Origin of the sequence: Paenibacillus sp. FSL H8-0332 (assembly GCF_037963835.1) — a bacterium.
Lineage (GTDB): Bacteria > Bacillota > Bacilli > Paenibacillales > Paenibacillaceae > Paenibacillus_AQ > Paenibacillus_AQ rhizoplanae.
In genome coordinates, this window is record NZ_CP150145.1 from 6991438 (window position 1) to 7005740 (window position 14303).

Genomic DNA, 14303 nt, shown 5'->3' on the forward strand with positions numbered 1-14303 from the left:
AAGGAATGGATGTGGCGGAAAGGAATCTTGGAATTGTAGGCGCTGCAGCAACCAGACGTCCAAAACTTTCTGGAATCAAGGCCAAGCCCCAACAAATTCATAAAAATACAGAGATCAACGATATGTGTTCTGCGCCACAAATAACAAACAGGCCTTCCACCCCCTCACAAGAGGGATCGTGAAAAGCCTTTTCCAATCCAGTGCATATTGTTCAATAAATCTTCCCCAGCAGCGCGATCACTTCATCAAGCGTAAGGCCGAAGGACTTGTAATACGCAATGTCGCCCTCCATCTGCTTCAAGACCATCTCGTTACGTATCCGCAGCATCTCATCCGGTGAGAATTCGGCCACAAAGCAGCCTTTGCCCGTTACCGTATTAATCAAGCCGCTCCGCTCCAGCTCCTCCCAGGCCTTCTTCACCGTGATGACACTGACATGCAGCTCCAGAGCAGCCTGCCGGATGGGGGGCAGACAATAGCCGCTTTCCAGCTCGCCACCAAGAATCTGTGCGCTGATCTGTTCGTGCAGCTGCTGGTAGATCGGCTTGTCGGAGGTGCTGGAGATCGTTACGTTCATAAGATCTCCACTTTCAGGAATCTCCGTACCGCAATCCGGTAGGCAAGTAGGGTGAAGGCTGCGAAAATGAGTATGCCCCCGATCAGAATCGAGAACTGAAGCGCCGTATTCTCTGTCCCGGAGCCGTAGAATATGCTGTGCATCCAGCTATTCTGGATTCCTTCCCATTGGACCAAGCCCGCGAACAGGATCGCCGCAGCCGTTGATGCAGTCGTGGCCGCGCCATACTTATATGCCGTCTTATAGTACATAGTAATAAATATAAGGTTGAACACCGCCAGCATAATGAAGCACAAGCCCCAGAAGCCCATATAAGGCGGAAAGAAAATATAAGTCAAATGCGGGTAGAGGCGAAACGTAAAAATACTGAAGATCATGGCAATGAGCAGATGCATAAGCTCAAGAATGACAACAACGGCTATTCTGGACTTCACGATGTCCGGTTTGGTTACAGGCATCATTGTGCTGAATATGAGATCATTCTGGCTCTTAAATCCGCCGAACATGTTCGGTACGGTGATGAAGCAGAAATACAGCGGAACCAGGAAGTAAACCCAGCCCGGAATAAGCATCAGACCGCCCATAATTAAAGGTAATACGAAGAACCAGGGATTAACGCCTAGCTTCAAATCTTTCAGCACCAGATTATACATATACACCCTCCTTTTTGGCAAAGTAGATCATGATGTCATCGAGAGTCGGGATGGCCGTGCTAAGCGCCCAGGCGGGCTTGAGATCCCGGGTATGGATCAATCCGGTGAAGCCGAAGGAGTTGATTTTGTAGGAGATCAGCTTCCCCTTCACTTCGTTAAGCTGGGACTCGCTGCCGCTAAGTAACCGGTACGACTCCTTGAACTCGTTCTTCTCGCTACTTGCCACAATCTGTCCTTGCTCAATGAAGGTGATATAATCCGCACAGCGCTCAAGGTCAGAGGTTATATGAGTGGAGAACAGAATGCTGATCTCGCCGCCCATGATGAGCTCCTGGAAAATATCCAGCAGATCGTCTCTGGAGACCGGATCGAGTCCGCTGGTCGGCTCATCCAGAATCAGCAGCTTGGCGCCATGCGACAAGGCCAGAGTCAGGCTGTACTTCACCTTCATCCCGGTGGACAGCTCCGCTATTTTTTTATTCTCATCCAGCTTGAACCGGTTCAGATAGCTGTAATACGTCTCGTCACTCCAGTTCTTATAGAACTTCTTCGTAATACCCGTCAGCGTCTTAAGCCTGCTGCGTGTATAGAAATCGATATCGCCGAAGGCGCAGCCGATGTCCTGCTTCAATTCTGTTTCATGTTCAGCAATGTTCTTGCCCAGAATGCTGATCTCGCCGCTGTCGGCTTGAACCATATTCAGAATCGATTTGATCGTGGTGGTCTTGCCCGCACCGTTGACCCCGATGAAGCCCATGATATAACCCTGCTCCAACTGAAAAGAGACGTCTTTGATCTGAAAATTAGGATATTTTTTATTTAAATTCCGGACATCTAAAGCCAGCATAACTAACCCCCTCAATAAATTGTGTATTCCGTGTATACACAATGTATCATGGGGGTTATGCAAAAGTCAATCCTATACGGCTGCAGACGTTGAGGATTCCTTCCGCTTGCGCTGGAAGAACGGCTTACCTTTGGACCAATTGATGAACGGCTGTTCTATGGCGTAATACGAAATAGTAGCCGCTGCGTAAGAGATGACCACAACAGACATACTGATGCCCAGCCAGCGCCACACATCCCTGACTCCGGAATAATGGAAATCCTGAATGCCGTATTTCTCGATTAAGGTAATGAACAGATAGTGCCATATGTACAGGCCGAATGACACTTTGGCCGTATACCGGAACAAGCGGTTATCCAGCACACGCCCGGCGTACCGGCTGAATGGTGCCGAGAACAGCACGATTCCGAACAATATGGCATAGACCGGGAATAGATACGGCTGCTGCTGGAGACTGAAGTCGAATTCGCCTGCGTGGCGCATCCGCCAGATCAGAAGACCGGCAAGACCCAGAGCAAGCACTGCGGCGGCATCGAACACGCCCAGATTGCTGAGCCGTTCCACTCTGGAGCGGCGCTGCAGCAAGGCATTCGTGATGCCCGCCGCCAGAATCCCGATGGTGAAGTGCCCGAAGAAGCCGACCGGATTGTATCTCGGCATCCAGAATTTCGCGCCGCCGACCTGGCCATAGTCCCAGCCCCGGCCCTGCTCGCTTGGAGTAAACCAATGATGAATGAGGGCATTGGCAGCAAGCACCAACCCAAATACGGCGACCCAGAACAGGATCGCCTTACTGAAGGAATGCCGCTTGCCGAGCATGAATAACACCGCCATGAACAGCGGCATCAGCAGGTAGCAGAATACCTCGAAGCTGATCGACCAGAGCGGCCCGTTCAAGTCGGAGGGGAAGAATGTGGTGTAGTGGAAGCCCGATGTGAAGGTGAAGGCTGTGACAATACGCCGCCCTAAGTACTCCATCGGAATATCCAGCCTCCAGGTCAGGAGCAGGCAGACCAGCAGGGATACATAGAAGCCGGGCATGATTCTCGCGGCACGGCGCAGCGTATACGTCCGCAGGCTCGGATACGGACCGTTATTCAGATACGCACTCCAGAAGGGGAACGACAGCAGGAAGCCGCTTAGCAGAAAAAACAAGCTGACCCCGCTGTTCCCCAGAAGCAGCACGGCTTGCAGCTCCTGGAGCCAGGGTTTTTGTGCGGGCATGATCAGCTTTTGCGATAAGTGATGCAGGATAACAGATAAGCAAGCGATTGCACGAATACCATCCGCTCCAGATAACCGGGTACTGCCCAGACGAAGGTTTGACATCAGCTCAACTTCCTCTTTTCATGAGTGATTCCTGAACGGATGGCCGCCAGCAACACAACCACCATAGCCGTAAATTCACTGCTCCTACTCGCTTAGGCGATATACACCGGTATCAGGTACTCCTATCTTTCAATACATGATGGATAAATCCTTCCGCTCTCCCTCATTCTGCCAAAATATTTCAAAGATTGCTCCGGCTGGCCAGCACATTATCGAGGAATTGCACTGCATCACTGTTGAACTTCCACCCTATGCCGAACTTATCCACGATCATCCCAAAGCATGAAGACCATGGTGTGCTGGAGAGCGGCATGATAACCGTCCCCCCCTGGGACAGATGATTATAGTACGCTTCGAGCTTCTGCTTGTCCTCAATGACCAGGCTGATCATGATGTTGTTCCCCTTCACCAGTTCACCTGTGACCTGCTGCATAGAGGGCAACAGATCGGACATCATGATGGTACCGCCTGGGAACTCTATCATAGAATCCATAATCATCGCTAACTCATGGTCCGGCAGGGGATAGCTCGGGTCCTGCGGAATATCTCCGAATTTGATCTTTTTCACTGTAGTAGCCTGCAATGCCTCCGCATAGAACTCAATCGCTTCCCCGGCAACACCATCGAAATTAATATAGGCAATAGCTGACATAGAGCATAACCTCCTTCTTAAGATAAATGTAGTATAATACACGATAGGTGACGGCCGTATGTCACCGTTTCACACTTAACTCAAGAAAGAGGGAACCGGATGGACAAGGTGGAGCGGCTGATTACCATCATTATGATTCTGCTCAAAAAAGACATTGTGCCCAGCTCAGAGTTCGCACAATTATTCGGCGTGTCCAAACGGACGATTCTCCGCGATATGGAAGCGCTCAGCCTGGCGCACATTCCTATATACGCCACACCCGGCGTGCAGGGCGGCTACGGCATTATGGAAGAATACAAGATGGACAAGCGGCTGCTGAGCAGCTCCGACCTGGAGAATATACTGGCTGCGCTCGGCGGGCTGGGGCAAATTCTGATTAGCGAAGATGTGGCCATGACGCTACGAAAAATAGAAGCGATGGTGAGTCCAATCGCTCCTAAGGGGTCGGTTCAGCTGTCCTTCTATGATTGGGAGGGCCGCGCAGAGCTTGCCGGAGCCTTGAAGACCTGCCAGGAAGCCATCGCCGGGAGCTGGCTGCTGTCCTTCGGCTACACCGACAGATCCGGCACTCCGACTACACGGACAGTGGAGCCCTACCAGCTTCATTTCAGTGAATCGAGCTGGTATCTGAAGGGCTTTTGCCTGGAGCGGATGGGGGCACGGATGTTCAAGCTCTCCCGGATGGAGCAGCTGGAGCGGAAGGAACAGACCTTCAGCCCCAGAGCGGACATGCTGAATCAGGCACGGGAAACTGAGGTTCCGCCGCAGTTAACCGAAGTGAAGGCACTGATCTCGCCGGGGATTAAGGATCAATTCGTTGAACGGTATGGCCGCAAAAGCATCGAAGCCTATAACGCGGAACAGCTGCTGGCTACGTTCTATATTCCGCAGCACCCGATCGGATATCAATTCCTGGCCGGCTTCGGCACCCATCTGGAGATTATGGAGCCGAAAGCCTACCGTGAAGAATTCCGTAAGTACCTGCTTGAAATGATGAGCCGGTATGCGTAGTAATTACGGTGCTAAGGGAGCAGGCTGTTAATCCAGCTCCTTAAGGAATTCCCCAATCCGATCCATATAGCCCGGAACTGTGATGTGGCGCGGAGCGAAGAGGCTGATCATGAGCGCCCTGAAGCTGGAATCCGCTGTCTTCCGGCTCAGCATCGAATGCTCAGCCTCCGGGAAGACCGCTACGGTCAGCAGTTCAGGCTGGATAATCTTGCGGTACACCCGCTCCGTCTCCTGCCAGTCTACATGAATATCCTGCTGGCCCAGCAGCAACAGCACCGGGGAATGGAATTGCTTAAGATCCTGCCCGGCATCCGACAGGTAATTCTTGCTGACAAAGGTCCACCGCTCCCGCGTCATCGGTTCATTTTCCTTCACCGCAGCCAGATAGTCTTCATAGCTCGCCTTCCGCGCCAGAAGCTGTCCAACTTCGTTGTTAGCCGCTTCTTCGGTTGCTATCTCCGCCTCCGATTTCCCTTCCTGCAGCATTTGCTGCCGGGTATGATAGGCTCCTTGGCGCAGCCAGTTGATGGCCGGTGAGACCAGAATGCTGAAGGCGAGCGGCTCCTTGCCCGCCAGCTTGGGAATCACCCAGCCTGCCTGACTGGCACCCCACACCCCGATCCGGTCCGGATCGATATTCGGCTGCTTCCGGGCCCATGCGATAGCCTCGCGGGCTTCCTCCACCCGGTCATCTATACTCTGATCCAGCCAATTTCCCGCCGAACCGCCGATTCCTCTTTTATCAAGAGACAAGGAGGCATACCCCAGACCGGCTAACCGCTCCCATAGCGGCTTATACCCGTCATCATGTGAGGCATTAATCGGCCCGTCCCCATGAATGAAGAGGACCAGCCCCAGCTTGCCGGGAGATACGGAAGACCCCTTGGGCAACACCAGCGTACCCGTCAGCTCGCCCTCAGGCGACGCAATCCGGATGGCCTGCTCAATCATCTCAAAGCGGTTCTGCTGCACAATGTATATCCCCGCACCGCTAAGGAGCAGCACTATAGTTAGCAGAGATATCCATAGCTTCTTCGTTGTCTTCATTTCTGTATCCGCCCCTCTTCTGAACCATGTATTCCCAGCGCAGTTCATTGAACAATAAGTACAGGGTATAACGTATCTCCCGGGCTTCCGTGTGGAAGGACCACTTCCCGTATAGCTGACGGGCATGCGGATTACCGGCTGATACATGCAGGCTAAGTCTATTCAGTCCCGGGTCGGTATCTACAAGCTTCTGCGCCCACTCTACAAGCAGTCTTCCTACCCCTTTGTTCTGATGCTCCGGCTGGACCGCAAGATCGGTAATATAACACTCGCCTGATGCCGGGGTATGGTCTAGTACATAGAGGCCGATCAGCATTCTGATCATGCCCCGTTTGCCTAATAGCTGTGAGGTTCCCGGTAACGGAGGCGTCTGCCTTTTCCCCAAAAGGCGGGCTTCAGGAGTACGCTTAATCGCGATGCTGCCAATCACCTCGCCCTGCTGCACAGCTACCATCCTGTGAGTATAGGGATCAGCCGGAGCATACTGAAGCAGCATTTCGAAGCACCCTGCCAGCTCTCCCTCCTTCAGCCTGATCCGGTTCTGGAATTTCCCCTGAAAAGCTTGAGCCAGCAGTAGCCCCACCGCATGATTATACTTAGCTTCCATGGGTTCGATAGTTATTGGCGCTGTACTTATTGACGTTGTACCTGTTGGCATCGTTCTCATACGGAACCTCTCCCTTCCACAGGTACAGCCGGGCCGATGCAGGCCCTCAGCTCATAATGCAGCTTGCCCGGAACGAACAGGGAGAGATAAGAGCGTTCAATGACCACCAGCGGTCCCGCGAGAGGAATCGCTTGTGCAGCAGCATGCTCCAGTAATTGACTGATCCACTGTTCCAGCTCCTCCTCGCGGGCCACACATTGCAGAGTCAGATACTCCCCGTCCGGCAAAATCACCCCGCCCGCATCCGGCTGCTCCAGACACAAGGTTAGCTCACCCGACTCCTCCAGCACATAATAAATATCCGATTCGAACAGATCCGGTATCCCTGCCGCCTGCTCCGCAAGCAGCGCTGCACTAAGCTTCCTGTGTGAATCCAGCTTCATCACCTGCACAAGACTTGTAGCCTTGTACTTCACGATCTGAAAGGTCTCAGGCGAGGAGCTGTAGCTCTGCTGTTCCTCCAGCATCTTGCGGATGAACTGCCGTAGCTCCTGAAGACGCACCAGCTCCTGCTCAATCCCTTCGAGAGAGTTCTCCAGCAGCCCGCGATGCTGCTCCGGACTATAGCTCATACATTCGTTAATCGACTGAACAGGCACTTCAAGCTTGCGGAGCAGCAGGATATGCGCGAGCTGATACACTTGATCCATACTGTACATTCTGTACTGATTCTCACCGGTATAAGCAGGCTGCAGCACACCCTTCTCTTCAAAATACCGGATCTGGTGGACCGATACATTCATCAGCTTGGCCAGTTCACTAATCGTTATTTCACTTCTCATCCTAATCACTCCCCGGACTGCGGCTTGGAATATCTCTACGATACACCCTGGGTCTGACCTAAGGTCAAGGGGAGGATTCGAGATCCCGGGCCAGATGGATAAAAGCCTCAATTGCCGGGGAGAGCCACTTCTCCTCATGCCAGAACATTTGAGTTGCAAAAGATACTGCGCTCAAATCCCACGGCAGGGAGATCAGCTCCCCCCGCTTCAATTCTTCGCTTACGGCCATTTCAGGCAGGATGGCGATGCCCATGCCCAGCTTCGCACATTGTTTGATGGCCTCTGCGCTGTGAAACTCCAGTTCCGTAATGCCCGCCATCCCCTTCTGGGACAGGCTGCGCTCGAAGAAGCTGCGGTAGGAGCACCCTTGCTCCGTCAGTAAGAACGTTTCACCGTGGAAGTCCTGGATAGCCAGCGCCGGACGCGACGCCAGCGGATGATCGGGAGCGGCCAGAAGGCAGAAGCGTTCCTCCCTTATTTTTTCTCCGCAAAATCCGCTCTCGCCCTTCATCTCATCCAGCATGAAGATAACATCGACATCCCCGTCCCGCAGACTCTGTCTGAGGCTGGGACTCACGAGCGGCAGGAAGATCAAGCGGACTCCGGGGTTGAGCTGGCGGAACCGGTGCAGCACGGCGGGAAGCCGGTAGGTGCATAACGTCTCATCTGCGCTGATTACGATGGTGCCTGTCAGCTCGCCGGGCTGCTTAAGGGCATGCTGCGCCTCCTCCACCATACACAGGATGTTATCCGCATAACGCAGAAACGTTTTTCCGGTATCGGTTAACGTCACATTTTTGCCGAGCCGGTCCACCAGCTTCACTCCTAATTCTTCCTCCAGGGCCTTCATTTGCATCGTAACCGTTGAGGGAACATAGTTCTGCGCTTCGGCGGCGCGGGCGAAATTAAGCGTGGAAGCCAGCGTATAAAAGGTTTTAAGTTGGCGCAATTCCATCTGTTGTCACTCCTTAATTCAAAAAAAATGAACGTTCCATTCAGAAACGTTTCTTTGACTTAACCTTAGCAGCATCGTAGAGTGATGACAAGAACGGCGGCCGATTCCGTTATGAATGTACAAGGATATGAAACCACAAGGAGCGAATGAACTTGAATAACCGATTGACGATATATATTCTGGCACTTGCCGTTTTTCTGATCGGGACGATTGAATATATTATTACCGGTGTGATTGAGATGATGGCCTCAGATCTTGGCGTATCCACCTCCCAAGTGGGGCTGATGGTGACTGTATTCGCGCTGTCCGCAGCAATTATTGCACCGGTTCTCATTGCGCTGACCCTCAATATGGACCGCAAAAAGCTGCTGCTGACCGCCCTCGTCGTGTTCATTGCCAGCAACGGGCTGATGCTGCTGAACCTGCCTTATGAAGCTATGTTAGGGGTACGGGTTATCCAAGGGGCAAGCGGGGGTATAGCTACCGTAGTCGCCATGGCCGTAGCTACACGGCTCGTGGAGAAGGAGCGCAGAGGCAATGCGATTGGCATTATTCTGATGGGACTGAGCAGCTCGCTGGTTCTGGGCGTTCCGGCCGGCACTTTTTTCAGCGAGTACTTTGGGTGGAGGGCTCTGTTCATCATCGTCGGGGGGCTGAGCCTTGTTCCGCTGTTCATCATCTCTGCCAAGGTCCCTGCCATCAAAGAAAAAGAAGCCGTCACCCTCAGGATGCAGCTGTCTGTGCTGAAGGATTCCAGAATTGTTACTGCTCTGGCGATCACCTTACTATATGTAGGGGGTTACGCTACACTCTTCACTTATATTACCCCTTACCTGCAGGCCGCATCCTCACTGTCTGTGACCGAAATCAGCGGGGTGCTCTTCCTGGCGGGAGTCTGCAGCTTCATGGGCTCCAAGTTAGGCGGGCAATTGGCTGATTCCAAAGGATCGAAGTTCACCATAATTACGGGACTTCTGTTACAGGCAGCCACGCTCCTCCTGTTCGCGTTGGCAGGCGTTCATGTGATCGTCCTCCTCCTGGTCCTGATGATCTTCATGCTGGGGACCTGGAGCATCTCCCCCGCGCAGCAGCTCCTGCTGGTCACCCTGGTTCCCCGGAACCCGGATATGGCCCTGAGCGTAAATACCTCCTTCATCCAGTTCGGATTCGCGCTGGGATCGGGCTTAGGCGGCTATGTGATCAGCCGTACCTCTGTGCTCCACCTGAACTGGGCGGGTCTCGCGGCTGTAGCGGTGGCTCTCATTCTGGCCATCCGGCTGTTCAAGACTCATAAGGCTTGATCGCCTTCGGGGTATAGGTTGGGCAGGTTTAATACAGCAAGTGGAAACGGCTTTGCCGTCCTTTTAAAGGACGGTACCGTTTCAGCGAGAAATAGAAGGATAATTTATCGTGTGCAACATATAAATTCTTATATTTCAAGACAAAGAGGCTATCCCAAGGGATGGCCTCTTTACACGTATACAAAAGCTGGCAGGCTTGTGGTCAGCCACACGCCAATCTTTTCTATAGATGATTGACCGCGACTGGCGGCTCATGCCCATCGGTTCCATTCGTCAGGCCCAGCGTTTGCGCTGCGGAAGCATGAATGTCGTTCAATAGCTTCGGGTTAGCGGACAGGGACAGGCCGTAGGCAGGAATCATCTGCTTAATCTTCGGCTCCCAGGCCTTGATCTGCTGCGGGAAGCACTTGGCGATTACCTCCAGCATGACAGATACGGCCGTTGAAGCCCCTGGAGAGGCTCCCAGCAATGCGGCGATGGAGCCGTCAGCGCTGCTGATCACTTCCGTTCCGAATTGAAGCATGCCTTTGCCGGCTGCTGTATCCTTAATAATCTGCACCCGCTGGCCCGCCACCACCAGCTCCCAATCCTCGCTGCTGGCATCCGGGATGAACTCCCGCAGCGCTTCCATGCGCTGTTCTTTGGACAGCATGACCTGCCCGATCAGATACTTGGTCAATGACAGGTTCTTCGCTCCAGCTGCAAGCATCGTAACCAGATTATCCGGCTTGACCGAGGTAATGAGATCGAACATGGAGCCATATTTCAGGAACTTGGGCGAGAAGCCGGCAAACGGCCCGAAGAACAGGGATTCCTGCTTATCGATCACCCGGGTATCCAGATGCGGAACAGACATCGGAGGCGCACCCACCGCAGCCTTACCATACACCTTGGCATGATGCTGGGCTACAATCTCCGGCTTCTTGCAGACCATGAACAGTCCGCTTACCGGGAATCCGCCAATCTTCTTACCTTCCGGGATGCCGGATTTCTGCAGCAGATGCAGACTTCCTCCCCCGCCGCCGATGAAGACGAACTTGGCGTTATGACGCTCTGTTACGCCGCTGGTGAGATTCTTCACCTTCAGCTCCCAGGAGCCGTCCTTCGCGCGCTTCAGGTCATCCACCTGATGATTATACCTAATATCGGTGTTACTGCTCTGTAAGTGGTTGAACAGTATACGGGTCAGTGCGCCGAAATTCACATCCGTTCCCGAATCGATTTTGGTGGCCGCTATCGGCTGGTCCAGCTTCCGGTTCTTCATCATCAGCGGAATCCATTCCATCAGCCGCCTTGGATCATCGGAGAATTCCATGCCTTGAAACAGCGGGCTATTTGAAAGCGCTTCAAATCGTTTTTGTAAAAACGCTACGTCCTTCTGACCTTCCACAAAGCTCATATGTGGCACAGGTACAATGAAATCCTGCGGATTGTGTATTCGTTTCTGGCTCACCAGATAGGACCAGAATTGCTTGGAGAACTGAAATTCCTCGTTCACCTTAATCGCCTTGCTGATGTCGATCGATCCGTCCGGCTGCTCTGTAGTATAGTTAAGCTCGCAGAGTGAAGAATGCCCCGTACCCGCATTATTCCATTCACCCGAGCTTTCCTCCCCGGCACCTGCACGCCGCTCTAATACGGTTATCGTCCATTCCGGTGCTAATTCCTTAAGCATTGCACCCAGTGTTCCACTCATGATTCCAGCACCTATAAGAATAACATCTGTATTGGTTTGTTGATTACTCATACTCTACCGTCCTTCTACCCTACGATTTGCAGGAAGAATGCAGTCACTCCTGCTTAGGCACCATAGCAAGCCAGCGTGGACCAAGTCACACACCGTTTGGATCAATCCTGATCCTAGTTTATCACTAATGAAACTAAATTTTAAGATTTATCTTAATTTTTATAAACTTTTTCATTAATAATCACGGGCTGCATCGAACCAGCCCTGCGCCAATTCCTCTGTTATAGGCTGCCCGATCTGGTGCTCTGACTGGCTGAGTTGCCATACAGCTTCGCCAAGGTCTTCCCTCTCGGAAGTCTCAACGCCCTTCAGTGAATTGAAGCGCAGAGTGAATGCAGTAATAGCTGCTTCCGCCTCTTCAAGATTGCGGGCCTCCGCCATAGCTGCTTCTGCAGCATCGTAGGCTTCGTTCGCCAGCTTGGCCAGACGCTTAGGCCAGGCGGAGAACGGGCGTCCATACTCACTCACCCACCACTCGAGCTTTCTCAGCTGACTCACAGAGGCATACTTGTCCCAAGGGCGGACCTTGGCCCGCGCCTTCATCTGCTGCCTTAGACGCTTGCCGCCGGCCTCTTCCACATTGAAGGCTATGAACTGATCGAGCAGCGGCCACGCCTCCAGCGAAGGCAGACCGTCAAGCTCCGGCATGAAGCGCAGCTCCAGGCTGGTCAGCCCGGTAAGGCGGGCAAGTGCGTCAAGATCACAGAAGCTGCCCCACAAGCTCAGGGATTCCAGGTTCGGGAACTGCTCCAGACCCGCCAGCGAGACGGGCTGACCCAGCGGCGGGCTATTCAGCGCAAGAGTCGTCACCTCGCGCAGCATGCCCAGGTCCGGCAGCTGGTACGGCGCATCGCTCTTGCGCCGGCTTGTGTCCGGCACCAGGGCCAGATAATCCGGCAGATGGCCGGAAGCCGAGAAGCGCGTCAGATCGCCGGACAGGCTCAGGCGGTACAGCTTCTCCGGCAGCTTCATGCGGAGTAATCCGCCGGACTGCAGGCTCATTGTAATATTCAAGCCGTAGATATCTGCCCGGCTGGCATCCAGCTCCGCAGCTTCCGGCAGAACAGGCGTCCAGCTCATCTCCTCAATAGGACGCTGCTCTGCCCACTCCAGAAATCCCGTGTCCCCGCCGGTATACCGCAGATAACGCGGCCAGGGAGAGCCTGCGGGCGTGGCGAACGGCTCGAAGACGGACCAGTTCATGCGCTCATCCGCAGCGACCAGCAGTTCCGCTGGTTGCTTCAATTCCTTGGGGCCGATCGATAAGCTGCCAACCCCAGCCTTACGGACCAGTGTGTGGCTGCCGGGGCCTGTGAGGTCAATGACGTAGTTCCCTGGTTCTGTAATCGGAGCCGGGGGGAGCGCTTGGTTATCTGTGGACATTTCAGGCATTTGCTTCATCCTTTCTGCTCGATCCTACCTGTATTTGCTATACTAACTCAACCATACGATATCCTGGGGTTCACAGCAACTTTGCCTGATCTGGCGGAGGGTAACACTGCATGCAAGTGATGGAGACGGTTGCGGGCGGGAGAACGGTTGTGGGTGAGAGAGCGCTGTCATACTATTTCCTCAGCAGCAGCTAACAAGTGGAAAAACGTATTTTAATTTACCAGTTTCTGATGATTACACCTGAGCAAGTGGAAAAAATACAACTACTGTCGCTGATCTCTCCACTTTGCCTGAATCATGTACATATAAGTGCCTTTTTTCCAACTACTGCCCCGGTATAGTCTATCTGCGCATGAGCAAGTGGAAAAAATCCATCTGTTTCCCCCTCTCCCACCCTATCGCTTATCTCAAATGAGGAGTAAGACGAGAAAAAGCCCGGGCCCTCTCCGGCCCAAGCATTGATCTCTCTCATTAAATTGGATTGGGGTGCAGCACAGGGACAATACTTGTTCTAGTCTAAGAGCGAGGTAACGCCCAGTGCAGCGAACAGAAGCAATCCGAGTCCCAGCAGAATGCCTCCCATCAGCGAATACCGAACCTCCCGCTGAAAAGATGCAGTACCTGGGCCTCCAGGTGCCGGTGGGCCGGGCTGGGCTACCACGCCTTCCAGACGGGTACGCCGGCCCGTGCGCCGCCGTTGATAGCCAATAATGAGTAATACAATCCCCAGCAGACTCAAGAAGCTGCCGGGGTAGACGAATGCCATCCACAGGTTGTCCATAGTACACCTCCCTGTTCGTGATCTTGATCTATACTTAACCAGGTCACGGTACGCCAAACAGGGAGATGCCGCCAGGCTAGAAGCAGGTGAACGAGCTGACCCGGTTCAAATCAACGCCGTAGTATCCCCAGAAGAAGCCGTTCCATCTGAAGCCTGCGACCGAACTTCTGCCCACGAATACCGGGTAAAACCAGAACTGCTCACCATTATTCAGCCAGATATAGGTGTTGCGGAACAGGCATCCTCTGATGCCTCCGGGGTCAACCGCATAAGCTGTGACCGCCGGTGCTTGCGGTACGAATTGCGGTGGCGGTGCAGTCGGTGCTGCTACTCCTCCCGGCGCACCCCCAGGCGTCCCCGGAAATCCTCCAGGCCCTCCGCCTGGAATCCCCGGCAAACCCGGTATCCCCGGAGTCCCCGGCCCTCCCGGCAAGCCTGGTCCACCCGGAAATCCCGGTATCCCCGGAAATCCTCCGCCGCCTCCCGGCACTGGTATAAATCCCATATACATCGCTCCTCTTTCGCTTCATTAGGCATAATCATCATATGCATTCGCGGAGAA

The 14303-nt window shown here is 53.5% G+C and carries 15 protein-coding genes; 2 read left to right on the top strand and 13 right to left on the bottom strand.

The genetic code is table 11. The features are described 5' to 3' along the window. Positions 1-211: 211 nt before the first annotated feature. From NST43_RS30470 to NST43_RS30490, 5 genes are all read right to left on the bottom strand, one after another. Positions 212-577, bottom strand: coding sequence for a GntR family transcriptional regulator (locus tag NST43_RS30470; protein WP_339221199.1), 366 nt, complete (start codon positions 575-577; stop codon positions 212-214). Then, entirely contained in the window at positions 574-1230 is a 657-nt protein-coding gene (locus NST43_RS30475) for an ABC-2 transporter permease (protein WP_339221200.1), read from the bottom strand. The genes NST43_RS30470 and NST43_RS30475 overlap by 4 nt, the downstream gene beginning before the upstream one ends. Beyond that, the gene (locus NST43_RS30480) at positions 1223-2077 is read right to left on the bottom strand and encodes an ABC transporter ATP-binding protein (RefSeq protein ID WP_339221201.1); all 855 of its coding nucleotides are present in this window, start codon (positions 2075-2077) and stop codon (positions 1223-1225) included. Before NST43_RS30480 ends, NST43_RS30475 begins: the two co-directional genes overlap by 8 nt. Positions 2078-2149: 72 nt before the next feature. Next, positions 2150-3406, bottom strand: coding sequence for an acyltransferase (locus tag NST43_RS30485; RefSeq protein WP_339221203.1), 1257 nt, complete (start codon positions 3404-3406; stop codon positions 2150-2152). 181 nt (positions 3407-3587) lie between these two features. Next, positions 3588-4058, bottom strand: coding sequence for a VOC family protein (locus NST43_RS30490; protein WP_339221205.1), 471 nt, complete (start codon positions 4056-4058; stop codon positions 3588-3590). Positions 4059-4157: 99 nt separating this feature from the next. Here NST43_RS30490 and NST43_RS30495 point away from each other — a divergent pair, with 99 nt between their 5' ends. Next, a complete protein-coding gene (locus tag NST43_RS30495) occupies positions 4158-5069 on the top strand; it encodes a YafY family protein (protein WP_339221207.1) in 912 nt (303 codons plus the stop codon). A gap of 27 nt (positions 5070-5096) precedes the next feature. On the opposite strand, the gene NST43_RS30500 is transcribed toward NST43_RS30495, so the two are convergent. The 4 genes from NST43_RS30500 to NST43_RS30515 form a co-directional block, all read right to left on the bottom strand. Continuing rightward, complete coding sequence (locus NST43_RS30500) at positions 5097-6116, bottom strand: alpha/beta hydrolase (RefSeq protein WP_339221209.1); 1020 nt, start codon at positions 6114-6116, stop codon at positions 5097-5099. Further along, positions 6061-6783, bottom strand: coding sequence for a GNAT family N-acetyltransferase (locus NST43_RS30505; protein ID WP_339221211.1), 723 nt, complete (start codon positions 6781-6783; stop codon positions 6061-6063). The genes NST43_RS30500 and NST43_RS30505 overlap by 56 nt, the downstream gene beginning before the upstream one ends. Next, positions 6780-7565 carry a MerR family transcriptional regulator gene (locus NST43_RS30510; RefSeq protein WP_339221212.1) on the bottom strand — a complete coding sequence of 262 codons (786 nt, stop codon included), beginning with the start codon at positions 7563-7565 and terminating at the stop codon, positions 6780-6782. Before NST43_RS30510 ends, NST43_RS30505 begins: the two co-directional genes overlap by 4 nt. A 64-nt stretch (positions 7566-7629) precedes the next feature. Further along, positions 7630-8520, bottom strand: coding sequence for a LysR family transcriptional regulator (locus NST43_RS30515; protein WP_339221213.1), 891 nt, complete (start codon positions 8518-8520; stop codon positions 7630-7632). 152 nt (positions 8521-8672) lie between these two features. Between NST43_RS30515 and NST43_RS30520 the strand changes: the two genes are divergently transcribed. Beyond that, positions 8673-9821 carry an MFS transporter gene (locus tag NST43_RS30520; protein WP_339221214.1) on the top strand — a complete coding sequence of 383 codons (1149 nt, stop codon included), beginning with the start codon at positions 8673-8675 and terminating at the stop codon, positions 9819-9821. Positions 9822-10044: 223 nt separating this feature from the next. On the opposite strand, the gene mqo is transcribed toward NST43_RS30520, so the two are convergent. The 4 genes from mqo to NST43_RS30540 all read right to left on the bottom strand — a co-directional run bounded on the left by mqo (position 10045) and on the right by NST43_RS30540 (position 14246). Next, on the bottom strand, positions 10045-11568 hold the full coding sequence (gene mqo / locus NST43_RS30525; protein WP_339221216.1) for a malate dehydrogenase (quinone): 1524 nt from the start codon (positions 11566-11568) through the stop codon (positions 10045-10047). A gap of 174 nt (positions 11569-11742) precedes the next feature. Further along, entirely contained in the window at positions 11743-12951 is a 1209-nt protein-coding gene (locus NST43_RS30530) for a hypothetical protein (RefSeq protein ID WP_339225560.1), read from the bottom strand. A 520-nt stretch (positions 12952-13471) separates the two neighbouring features. After that, the gene (locus NST43_RS30535) at positions 13472-13741 is read right to left on the bottom strand and encodes a hypothetical protein (RefSeq protein WP_209987065.1); all 270 of its coding nucleotides are present in this window, start codon (positions 13739-13741) and stop codon (positions 13472-13474) included. 76 nt (positions 13742-13817) lie between these two features. Continuing rightward, on the bottom strand, positions 13818-14246 hold the full coding sequence (locus NST43_RS30540; RefSeq protein ID WP_339221218.1) for a collagen-like protein: 429 nt from the start codon (positions 14244-14246) through the stop codon (positions 13818-13820). Positions 14247-14303 lie beyond the last annotated feature (57 nt).